6 protein-coding genes are annotated in these 12,224 nt (G+C 40.0%); all 6 read right to left on the reverse strand.

Translation table 11 applies throughout. From position 1 onward, the window contains the following. Positions 1 to 29 precede the first annotated feature (29 nt). From NQ505_RS25640 to NQ505_RS25665, 6 genes are read right to left on the reverse strand one after another with little or no spacing between them, the layout of a single operon-like run. Positions 30 to 1,619 carry a PKD-like family lipoprotein gene (locus NQ505_RS25640; protein ID WP_008998804.1) on the reverse strand — a complete coding sequence of 530 codons (1,590 nt, stop codon included), beginning with the start codon at positions 1,617 to 1,619 and terminating at the stop codon, positions 30 to 32. A 20-nt stretch (positions 1,620 to 1,639) separates the two neighbouring features. Then, positions 1,640 to 2,296, reverse strand: a complete 657-nt coding sequence (locus NQ505_RS25645; protein ID WP_004306801.1) for a DUF4843 domain-containing protein — start codon at positions 2,294 to 2,296, stop codon at positions 1,640 to 1,642. A 19-nt stretch (positions 2,297 to 2,315) separates the two neighbouring features. Further along, positions 2,316 to 3,776: a RagB/SusD family nutrient uptake outer membrane protein gene (locus NQ505_RS25650; RefSeq protein ID WP_008998805.1), complete on the reverse strand. Its 1,461-nt coding sequence runs from the start codon at positions 3,774 to 3,776 to the stop codon at positions 2,316 to 2,318. Positions 3,777 to 3,811: 35 nt separating this feature from the next. Beyond that, a complete protein-coding gene (locus NQ505_RS25655; protein WP_008998806.1) occupies positions 3,812 to 6,964 on the reverse strand; it encodes a SusC/RagA family TonB-linked outer membrane protein in 3,153 nt (1,050 codons plus the stop codon). A 48-nt stretch (positions 6,965 to 7,012) separates the two neighbouring features. After that, the gene (locus tag NQ505_RS25660; RefSeq protein ID WP_008998807.1) at positions 7,013 to 9,625 is read right to left on the reverse strand and encodes a zinc-dependent metalloprotease; all 2,613 of its coding nucleotides are present in this window, start codon (positions 9,623 to 9,625) and stop codon (positions 7,013 to 7,015) included. Positions 9,626 to 9,644: 19 nt separating this feature from the next. After that, complete coding sequence (locus NQ505_RS25665; RefSeq protein ID WP_008998808.1) at positions 9,645 to 12,215, reverse strand: zinc-dependent metalloprotease; 2,571 nt, start codon at positions 12,213 to 12,215, stop codon at positions 9,645 to 9,647. Between the last annotated feature and the right edge of the window lie 9 nt (positions 12,216 to 12,224).

A 12,224-nucleotide genomic window follows, 5' to 3' on the forward strand; every position in this document is an offset into this window, starting at 1 on the left:
TTTTTATATCTCACTACACAGTGCTGTTATTAAGTCCAGCCATTACTGTATCTGAAACGATAACGAATATCAAAGACTTTTCCACTCATCTGATAATATCTCTCCAACTCTTCTTTCTTAGGATCTCCTAAAATCTCCCCTAAATTTGCAGTTTTTAAGGAGAGAACAAAGAATTTCCCGTTGGCCAATCCGACTCCCAGTTGGTTACCTTGTGAGGTTTCCGCATTCAAAGCTGTTACATCTTCATCAAATGTTTTCAACAGTATCAGAGCATCTTTATCTATCGTTGTCCGATCGACATAATAAAGATCATGTCCTTTACCTACCAATAAATAGGTTCTATTATTAATATAAGGTGCTGTATAAATAACAGCTCCCTCCAATTGGCTGCCAAAGTTTATTGGCTTGTTCACTGATGGGATAGCTGTTACTTGATTACTTGTTGAAGCCTTATTCACAGAATATTCCTGATATAAATACTCACTTCCTCTCTTCAAAATCAAGGTCATAACATATGTACCATCCGTCAGCCCTGTAGTCTTCGGCCGGGCATAACCTAGATACACAACCTCATAATCTAACAAATCGTCCAACTTCGGTGCATCATAAAAACCATTCTTATCATAGTCTTCTTGCTTTACTGTAAATTGAAGCACTTTACCTGCAGACTGCTTGTCATAATCCATTAGAGCCAAAATACGTTGGTGCTGTCCCTTTTCACCTTCTACAAACGCCATATTCAAAGCACGCATTTCCGGTATAATCAGAAATCTATCCACTTTTACCTCTTTATTTTCGAAAGTCAATGGTGTTGACAGGAATTTGCCTGTATGAAAAGCTTTCTCCGATAACTTTTTACGCGTGTATGCTTTTCCATTCTGATCTACTACGACAGTCAACCACTTTAATTCCGCAATCTGTTTTACTGTCAGATTACTTGTAAAACTAGGTTCCAGAAAAGCATCCGGCAGAACAAGGTCTTTAGTAAAAGCAGCACCTTCCAAATCCACACACTTATCAGCTTTCGGATTCACAATCCAGACAGAAGAAGGATTGCTGCCTGAACCTCCCGAGCGGAAGTGTTCCAGCAACCCCACTGTTTCTTTAGGCAGAGTTTCTCTATTTTGTTCTTGATAAACTTTTAGATGCTCCTCATAAATCTGCGCGTCAGTACCCGTTGCAGTCATAAAGTTCAGATAAGAGGCTTGTTCATCTTTCGATAACACCAACCAACCATATAAGTTGTATTTCTGTGTAAAGTCCATCGCTGTACGACCGATGTATGTAAGACCGGTCCTCGGGTTAGTTACACGCAACTGACATTCCACCTGGCTTGCTATTTTCTCTACGGTAAACTCCAATACCCGTTTGTCAGAGATAAACTCACCATTCAATGTCCAGTTATATTCTAATTCTGATTCTGCAATTTCGCGTGTAGCAAAAGTAAGAGTCGGTTCCAATTTGGCTACATTTCCTACAACATAGGTATATTTAGCCCCTCCTAAATCAACTGTTATCTCATTTACATCCTCATAATCATAGTTTCCTTTGTCGCTATAGCAGCTTCCCAAAACCATTATCAGAGACAATAACAGCAGAACATAAATATTCTTTCTCATATTCAAATTCATTTTACTCATTAATAAACCGGAATATCAATATCTAATCCGTTTTCTTCAATATATTCCTTGAAGTCTAATGCATATTTTCTAATCAAGGTTTCATCTACACCTGTCAGGTCGTTGACTCCCGTACATTTGATAAACTCATCAAGTTTATAAGCATCATACGCACCCAAGTAACTTTCAACAGTACTATCCCACCACAAAGGTTTGCTAGCTATATCATTAAAGTTTATTGTGATACTTCGCTGGCCAACAAAGCCCGGCTGGAAGTTCTCATTTTCCTTAATGCCAAACACTAAGGTTACTTCTTTATCCTTCAATATATCATTCGGATTCTTTAAAGTCACTGTTATCTGATCCGTAGCAGTTCCCTGATGAAAAACCGGATGAAGATTCAATTCATACATATCCGGAGTAGCAGTTGTCTTTTCCGTATCAATATATAATTCAAAAGTTTTATCCTCTGTCAACAAGTCTCCCATCAGATTCACCTCAAATTCCAATGAATGAGTGGTAAGTCCGGGATAGTAAGAAAAAGAAAAGCTCTGTGATGCGGTTTCTTTCTGTGTAAAATAGACATACGATCCCAAATCGTATCTGCCTATCTGGTCTTTCTCACATGCAGTCAGCACCAAGACCATTGCAGTCAAAAATAAATATATCTTTTTCATCTTCTATTTATCTATAAAATTAGTAAACCATCTCATTATCCGGCAATGGGAATATAAAATTGGTCTTTGAGTTAGGAAGTATATTGTATCTCTTATAAAAATAGTACAACTGACCTTCACCAAGAAATTCTTTACGGGCATCTTTCAGAACCGCTATCTTATATTCCGCCAAAGTAGAAATATAAGAGAAAATTCCGGCTGTGCATCCACGCGCCTGTGCTACCGTTTCCAGTTCTGCTGTTCCGGCTACCGGATCTGTTTCTGCTAAATATTCACCACGTATATAGTGCATTTCGCTCAAACGGATGACAGGAATAATACGTTTATCAAGATCTGTGTAAGATGCATCATCCATATATTTCTTAGAGATCACACAATACCAGTCATAGTCGCTATGAATTTCCATCATACCACCAGTCTCATTCCAGCGTCTGTCATTAGCATTTTCATCGAGAATCTCTGTATAATCGTCATAGTCAATAGAAACCATTCCACCATCTTCATCCCTATTATCCCATGCTTTGAAGAGTTCTACTTCCTTTGAATTTGAAAGAGCAAAAATTAAATCGTCCTTCATTTTAGGATTCGTATTAAAGCTGGCATTGGCAGTAAAGGTGAACATCTTTTCTCCATTATCATCTGTGTAATTTATCACTTCCGATGCTGCATCATAAGCTTTCTTCGACTCTCCTGCATAAGAGAATACGCGAGCCTGCAAAGCAGTGATAGCAATATAACTCATACGAAAACCACGACTGGCATAAAACATGTCAGTTACCAAATCACCGCCTTCAAAGCGATAAGCTTTGGTCATCAACAACTTATAACCTTCCTGGTTGTCATAGGTCTGCACTAAATCACGTGCCTCTTCCAAATCTTTTTCTATTTTAGCCAGTACTTCTTTCACTGTCAGGTAGGGCTCTGACACAGAAGGGAAAGTCGCATAATAAGGAACATATTTCTTTCCATCATCTGCTGCGACACTGGGAGCAAACAAACGAAGAACCTCAAAGTGTAACATCGCTCTTAACGCCAATGCTTCTCCGTGAATCAGATCCTGTTCGAGCGTTTTACCCTGAAAAATAGCAGGATCGGCAGCTTCGATGTTTTTAATCAACTCATTACAGTTGGCTATCGCATTGTAAGCGGTAGACCAGATGCTCTGAATAACCGGTTCCAGTGTTTTATCCGTATACTTATACTGGCAGGCCTGCCAATACTTGGAGTCCGTGCTTCCCAAATTAGATTTGGTATATTGCTGTCCCAATACGTCAGCCATTCCCCATGTCAGTTCTTCTCCCCAAAGATTCTGGCTGGACATCTGCTTGTAAATACCATTCAAAGCAATGCGGTAGCCACTTCCAGAGTTAAACAGATCTTCTCCATCAACCTGATTATTAGGACTTACATCCAACCAATCGGAACAGGAACAAAACGTCAATGACGTACATAAAACTAATATAATATTCTTAATTTTCATATACTTCCTTTTATTTAATAATTGTCACGACCCACTTAGAAACTTGCATTCACTGTAAAATTGACACTTCGAGAGTAAGGATAACTCAAGCCGCGTTCTTGTTTCACTGTGCAGAAACGGGCAAGGTCATTAGCACCTATTTCCAGACGAAGCATACTCAATCCCAATTTCTTGATTTGTTCTGCACCGAAAGTATAACCTAATGTGATTGAATTCAATGACAACAAGTTGTAGTCTTCAATGAAACGAGTCGATGATTTAGTTATCTCAATACTGTTCTTGCCATTATATAATGCTTTAAAACGAGCATTGTCTCCCGGCTCTTTCCAACGGTCGGAAAGGACACGTTTATCTACGTTAGAGTTGTAGATATCAGCATTTTCAACCTTGGATACCAATGTTGAATTATATCGTTGACCGCCATATTCGTACATGAATGTAGTGTACAAGCTGAATTTCTTCCAAGAGAAGTTAAAACCAAATGTTCCCTGAATATCCGGCTCGGTATCACCACAACTAATCATATCAGCTGAATCCCACTTAGTAGTCAATGTTCCGTCGCGCTTCTCAAAAATTTCTTTTCCTGTAGCCGGATCAATACCATGAGATTTCACAGCGGAGATAGCCGTAGTAGAAACACCTTCTTCGTATTTACGGAAAGGTTTCGCTGCATCAGCATCGTAGTTACCGAGTTCTGCATATTTCTGATCGACCAGATCGTTATAAGCTTTCAGACTATTAGAAATCTTCACTAATTTATTCTCATTATGGCCCAAGTTGGCAAATAATGAAAGTTGCATATCACGTCTACGAATGATATTACTGCGTACATTAAATTCATATCCACGGTTCTGCATCTCTCCGACATTGTCTTTATAGGAAGTGAAACCGGTAGAACTGGGAATAGTCACATCATTCACCAAGTCTACAGTGCGTTTGTTATAGTAAGCAAACGAAATATAGAACAAGCGTTTTAACAGACCCAACTCAAATCCAAAATCTGTCTGGTAAGTAGTTTCCCAACCCAGATTCACATTACCCATCGCTATCATATTGGCACCCATTCCGGTTTCATACCATTCATCACCATTAATCTCATAAACAGTTTTTGCCGCAAAAGGCTCAAAGTTTACTTTACCGGAAGAACCATAAGTTCCACGAATTTTAAATTCATCAATGAAGCTCAACTTCTTTATAAACTCATAGTTATGCAAAGCAAGTCCCAGACCAAACGACCAGAACAAGGCTGTTTTATTATCTGAACCAAATTCAGAAGAGCCATCGCTACGAACCGAAGCATCAAGCAAATAAATGTTCTGATAGCTATAGTTTAAAGTAGCCAACGCACCGAACAGCCGTGATTTGGTATCGCTCCAATCCGGTTTTTCGTAGATCTTTTGTGCATAGTTAGGAGAATCGAAGTCGCCGGAGGGGAAACCCATATAACGTGCCGAAGTACTTGTGCCACTCGAAGAGGTGGCATTAATACCTACCGACAGATTGATATTGTGTTCCTTAATAGTCCGGTTATACGCAAGAAAAGCATTCATATCCCAAGACAAGGAATTACCACTACTGGTAGTCAATTCACCGGATATTTTATTCGTACTGCTCAATGCATCTGTATTCTTTGCAGACAACGGATCTAGGAAACGACGAGATTCTGAATAACTTTTAGTTAATGCAAACTGTCCTTTAATTTGCCAGTGATCATTAATATACCAGTTGGCAGACAAGTTATCAATGAATTCATCCGCATTAGAACGATCATAACTTTTCAATGTAGCCTCATACAAAGGATTGGCCAGATTGTCCATACCCAAATTGTGCCATTCGGTTGTTTTTGTCACATAATCACCATCATCATCACGGAAAGTATCATACGGCAGTTTAGTTGTATAATCCGAGAAACTTCCATAAGGTGATTCTTTAGAACGTGTTGACGAATAAGAAACATAGTTACGCACCTGCAAACGACCGATACGGTAATCTAAAGCCAAACCTCCACCTGTACGGTCACGGTAAGAGCCTCTCATCACACCATCAGATTTGTTATAACTCAAATCCACAGAGAAACGCAGGTTTTCCGTACCTCCGGTCAAAGACAAACTATGCTTATGATTGAATACAGAATGAACCGGTTGTGAAATCCAGTCCGTATCGACACCTCGTTTCACATTTTGCAATTTACCGTAGTATTCTCTGTCGAGCGTATATTGCTCACCGGCATCCTTACCAATATAGAAACCGGCTAACCGTTCTGTTTCCAGTTTTTCAGAAGCATTCATCAGATTATAATCAGATAAGTCCGGCATTTGCAAAGTTCCGGTCATGCTATAATCGATCTGCAACTTACCCGGTTTGGGAGGAACGGTAGTGATAACGACGATACCGTTTGCTGCACGTGAACCATACATGGCTGTTGCAGCCGCATCTTTTAAAATAGTGATATTCTCGATACGGTTAGGGTCAAGGTCATACAATTTAGTAGCTGAAACTTCAAAACCATCCATGATGAACAACGGGAGGTTCGGATTATTCTGCAAGTTGGATTTAGAAACAGTTTCCGAATCCAACTCTTTGATGCCTATACCTGAACGACCACGGATATAAAGTTCCGGAATAGCATTCGGGTCTGATCCCCACTGGCTATTTTCCTGAATACGGAAAGATGGATCGAATGCCTGCAAAGCAGAGAATACATTCGTCTTAGAAACTTTCAACAAATCTTCTTTCTTGATCTGTACACTGTTACCTGTAAAACTCTTCTTATTAATGTTAGAGTAACCGGTAATTACCACCTCATCAGTCATCACAGCATCTTCCTTCAGCTTAATAACACGCGCCTTATCTTTAGACGCATCGTCTCCCAAACTGATTTCCTCTGTCACCATTCCTATATAGGAAACAATAATCACCGGATGCTTACGAACGGGATAAAAAAGTTTAAACTCTCCGTTAACATCCGTAGTAGTACCAAAATCGGTACCCTTCAAGCGAATAGTCACTCCAATCAGTTGGAGTCCTTCCTGATCGACCACTTTTCCAAAAACCGCGCGGTACCCTGATGGTACTTCACTGTTTTCAACCTTTGTTTTTTGTACTTGCTGCTTGTTATCTTTCTGTTGAGCTACCACCGTAACCACCGACAAAAGATATAACAAGGAAAAAAGAAATACTTTTTTCATAATTCGTGTTGTATATTCTATTTATGCAAAATAATATATGTGATTTATTTAAATTTTAGGAGTATCTTTCCAGGAACGCGTCATCAAGAACAACAGATATTTATAGTGGGCACGCGTCTGTTCATCCCCAGTCATTTGTTGTTTCTTGACTAACTCCGCCAATTTCTGATAAGTGCCATACCATAAATGATTCTGATTATCCGTTGCTATATTATACATGACAGCACGAGAGCCGTAACCCTGCTCCTCTATTGCGCTTTCAGCATCTCCATCTTCCTCTTCGTCCAAAGCTCCTACTTTGTCTGTGTTGTCATCCGACAAATAGTATTGTCCGAACCATCTCTTCTGACCATTTATATCTACACTGTTGCGCACATTCGATAAGAATTCAGCCTGCATAATACGTTCAGGTTCCGTCAACGAACGTCCCTCCATTGTCGGACGCCATACTAATTCATATAAATCGTCGATATATTCTTTCGGGCTATAAGAAGACGGATCACGATAGTACGTCAACGAAACACGCTTAGTCTGATATAAGTCTGTAATCACATTCTTTTCCTTTACTACATAATTCTTCAGAATCTTACGGGCCTGTGAACCGGAGAATGAAAGTTTCTTGATGACGTCTTCATCATCAATCCATTCCAAATCCTTCAGTTGAGTAAACAGAAAATCTAAAGAAGCTCTTTGCAAATCCTTGGGTACTGCGGTAAGAGTTGCGTTAGCGTCACCAACAAAGTGCTCATTCAAATAGAATGAACCGATATTGCGATATACATTAAACAAGTATCCTCTCAATTGCTGTACGATAAACGGAAATACCATATTACGATAATCATAGTTCTTATCTTCCGCATCCATCCATTCATGCATATGAGCTACAATGTAACGCAAATTATTAATACCGTATGTACTGGCTTTAATCGCATCGTTTCCTAAATCAAAAGAAAGAGCCGATGGGTCGAATGTAGTCAGCAAATACTGTTTGGTTCCAAAACGATACATCGGATCACCGCTTTTCTCACTAATCCACTGGCGTACCACCTTATTCTCTTCCTGTGCAGTTTGTGCTTCTAAAATAGGTTTGTAGGCTACTTTAATAGCATAGTAGTCATACACTCCCAATTTAGGAGAAAGCATCACTCCTTTATCACCCGGTTGAGCCACATAGTTGAAACCTACTTCATCCATCACAGAGGCAGTTATTCCATATTTCTGCGTATAAGAAGCCGACCGTAAAGAATCTGTCGGTATAGCAAAAGAACCTGCCATATTCTCTATCAATCCTAAAGCAAAACCCACTTCCCGGCGAACGGCACAACGAAGCGTTTCACTCATCAAATCATCCGGCAAACGAAGATGACGTGCATCCGGATCCACTTGAGAAGTCTGTACAAAACGCTGAATATTATTCCACTTCAGCAAATCATGATAAAGGTATAGGGAAGCATTCATGATTTCCCCCGTACGAGGATCAGCAAACGATGCATCTTTCATAGTCGTTACCACTCCGGTAGGAACATAACGAATCGTACTGTACTTTAAATTGTCAGGATCAAAATCCGGATCATCTTTCGGGAAATCCTTCACCTGAATAGCATCTTTGAAACCGATAGCCTCAAAAGCCTTATTCCAGTCATTTACTCCTGCTTTTACAGCTGCTCTCCAACTTACCGGGAAGTTAGGATCCATATAAAAAACAATCGGCTTTTTCGGTTCTGTCAGTTCACCACGTTTGTACTTATCAACGTCCGAAACCTCCAGATTCCAACGCTTCATCCGGTGTTCCATTCTGGAGCCATCAACCTCCGTACCCATATTTTCCATTTCCACAGTACCTATTCCAATTCGGGGGTCGGCTAAGCGCGGACGCATCTGCGGTTTTTCAGGCAGCAACAATAAGGTACGGTTTACTGTCATGCTGACAGGTTCATCCACACTGGCAAGTTGTCCGCCTACGCTCAGATTCATTAAGTAAGTCAATTTAGAAAGAATAGAAACATTGTCTCCAAAAGCCTTCACTCCTGTCAGGTAAGATAAATCATCCCTGAATTTTACAGCTTGTCTACCCGAACCATATTCCATGGTACGTTTACCGCTCGAAAAAGGATTCATATCTTCCGTGTGAGATACAAAATAGGAAGTCATATCTACCACCACGGCCGAAGAGTCTTTATTAAAGGCAGCAATAGTGAAAGCATCCACAATGGTTGACAATGAATTCTTCTTCAGTCCTTCCTGCATATTCTGATTTGCCGAACTGGAGAATATCATGTTCTGTCCCGTTCTGCTGACTTCCTTCATATACAGCGTACTATCTACCACTGAAAATTTGATATGACGGGGAGTATACGACATCGTTCCTGCCGGTCCATTTCCCATATCAGAGGTTTCTACTACTTTAGAACCTAAAAGAAATTCTCGTCCCATGAGTGAAACGGGGAACTCTACGAGCAGCTTTTTCTTGTCTACAAAGTGTAAAGTGAGCAGACCTTTAGAAGTTTCTACCTTCTTGTCTTTAAACAGCTTTTCGTACTTGCTGAGTTTTTTCTCTTTCTTTTCCGTTTTGTCTTTTTTCTTTTTCCAGAAAATCGTATTTGCGTCTGCAGCAGGCAACGTAAATACCGCAGCCAGACAAATTATCAAAAATCGTCTCATATCGTGTTTTCTTATTATTTTACCAATTACGTATATCTTCTATCTTCTCAAGCAACTGCCCATAGTGCATCCTTGTTTCATAAGAACCGGAATTCAAACGCGATTCCATTAACTTCTGAACACGGATCAACAGCCCATGATACAAATGCAGCTGATTATCATTAGATAAATTGGTGATATATCCCAAAGGTCCGAATCCTCCAACTGTATTTACTTCGGGCTGAGTAGACTGTAACAGCGTTTCAACCTTCTTCTTCTTTTCACGACCTGTAGTTTCCATGTGATTAGGCAACTGCAACTTTCTCAAAATAGCGGCAACCACTTCATATTGAAGTAACATTTCTGCACGGTTCAATGATTTTCCTTTCAAGGTCGATGCCCATATACCATTATAAACGTCATTCAGATATTCTTCAGGAGAATAGCTGTTCTTATCTTTGTAATAAGCTAATGACACTCGTTTGGTAGACACCAAAACACTTGCAAAATCCTTCATCATCTTTTGATAAACCGGAGTCTGCACCGGCATGTTACGAAGTATGGAAGAGTCATCCAACCAAGTCATATTGCACAACTCGTTCATTACAAAACGAGCTGCTTCACGCTGCTGTATTTTAGATACAACAGATAGAGCCTGATTACGGTCGCCCACTATATGCTCGGACAGATAGAATCCTCCTACATTTTGAAAAGCATACATCAAATATTGGTTATACTGATTAACTATCTCCGGATAAATATGAATGCGGAAACGATAATCCGAATCCTGTTGTTCCACCCATTGTTCGATGTTTCCCAAGATATATTTCAGATTACTGATTCCATATTTTCCCGCTTTAACAGCATCGTTACTCAAATCACCTCCCAATGCGCTCGGATCATATTCTGCCTCCTGATATTGAGCTTTGCCGTAACGATAAACCGGATCTCCCGACTTCATGGTTACCCATCTCATTATCTTTTCACGGATTTCTTCGGGTGTCTTTGTATCCGGAATGAGCATATATCCCATCTGGATCGCATATAAGTCATAAGCTCCCAACTTATTCTGAACGAACTGAACCTTATCATCCTGTGGTTGAGCAATATAATTGTAAGGAAGTTCATCCATCACTGAAGAAGCAATACCGTTTTGTTCGGTAAATGCAGCTGATCTCAATGATTCTACAGAAAATGCAGCTGAAGCCGAAGCGTTATCAGCCAAACCTAAACAATGACCTACTTCACGAGCTACATAAAGCCGGATACTCTCTAATAAAATCTCTTCCGACAACTGTAAACCACGCATACGTTTATCAGCTTGAGCTGTTTGGATAAAACGTTGATTAGCTATCGTCTTTGCTATATCATGTCCAACAAAAATAGTTCCATTAATAATTTCTCCACTGCGAGGATCCACCCAAACTTTGCTTTGAGTCTTTGAGAGATTTACAGGCACATAACGGATGCAAGAATACTTCAAATTTCCGGCATAGAATGTTGTATCATTTGCAGGAAAATCCGCAGTTTGTACAGCCTCCTTAAATCCAGCCATCTTGAACGCTTCATTCCACCAGTTGACACCTTCTTTTATTGCTTTTTTCCAAGCCTCCGGAAAATCGTTGTCGATATAGAACACCACCGGTTTCCGTGGAGCAACCAAATCTCCCCGACGATATGCTTCCTCGTCAGCTGGCAGTAGATTCCATTTATGTTGCAAATATGAAAAGGCCGTACCGTCTTTCTCTGTTGATATCTTCTGCTTTTTGGTAAATGTATACCCTAACCGGGGATCGCCCAATCGCCAGGCCATTGTCTCTTCCGGCAATAAAAGCATTGAATAAACAGCCTTCACCCGCACATTTCCTCCTCTGACTTCCTTTTTATTGGCAAGCAGAGATTGATAAAAGCTCATATCCAGATTGATCTCCAGATTATCATCAAAGACATAAAAGTTTCTGATGGAAGAAAGATTCTTTTTCAACACCGCTTTCAACTCCAATTGGCCATATTTCTCATCCTCCAAAGAGGAGCTATTCTGGTCAAACAGAGGAAGACGTTTATTGTCAGCAAGAAAGAACTTAGTCACCTCGAACACCACTGCTGTGCTATCCATATTATAAGCCGCAATCTTGAATGACTCCATGTCCGGCGTTATATTACTTTTCGCTACTGCCTTACTGATATCAGACTGATTACTATATACATCCATCCGGGAAACGGGAGTTACATTCTGCATATACACCTGATCCTCTTGTATGGCAAAACGGATATGCAACGGAGTAGTCATAGTCTGTCCGACAAGACCACTGGTATTATCACTAGTTGCCGAGATCGAAGAACCCATCAAAAAATCACGTCCTAGCAAACTTTTAGGAAATTCAAAATAAAGTTTATCATCAATCTTATGGATCGTTATAAGCCCTTTCTTCGTCACCACTCTTTTGTTCTTAAACAAACGTGGGTATTGAGTATTCCTCTTTTTAGAAGCAGTCTGAACCGTATCCGATTTTGCTTCCGTTTGCACTTTCTCCTTTTTCTTGGCAAAAACATCAGAAGTTCCGGTAGCTAACATAAAAGCCCCGGTCAATAACACTATAAATAACTTCATCACTCAACA

It is taken from the genome of Bacteroides sp. D2, from assembly GCF_025147085.1.
GTDB lineage: Bacteria > Bacteroidota > Bacteroidia > Bacteroidales > Bacteroidaceae > Bacteroides.

Bases quoted from the DNA above. Each gene is read 5' to 3' on its own strand.
- NQ505_RS25640 (WP_008998804.1), bottom strand. From the start codon at position 1,619: ATGAGAAAGAATATTTATGTTCTGCTGTTATTGTCTCTGATAATGGTT.
- NQ505_RS25650 (WP_008998805.1), bottom strand. From the start codon at position 3,776: ATGAAAATTAAGAATATTATATTAGTTTTATGTACGTCATTGACGTTT.
- NQ505_RS25665 (WP_008998808.1), bottom strand. From the start codon at position 12,215: ATGAAGTTATTTATAGTGTTATTGACCGGGGCTTTTATGTTAGCTACC.
- NQ505_RS25655 (WP_008998806.1), bottom strand. From the start codon at position 6,964: ATGAAAAAAGTATTTCTTTTTTCCTTGTTATATCTTTTGTCGGTGGTT.
- NQ505_RS25645 (WP_004306801.1), bottom strand. From the start codon at position 2,296: ATGAAAAAGATATATTTATTTTTGACTGCAATGGTCTTGGTGCTGACT.
- NQ505_RS25660 (WP_008998807.1), bottom strand. From the start codon at position 9,625: ATGAGACGATTTTTGATAATTTGTCTGGCTGCGGTATTTACGTTGCCT.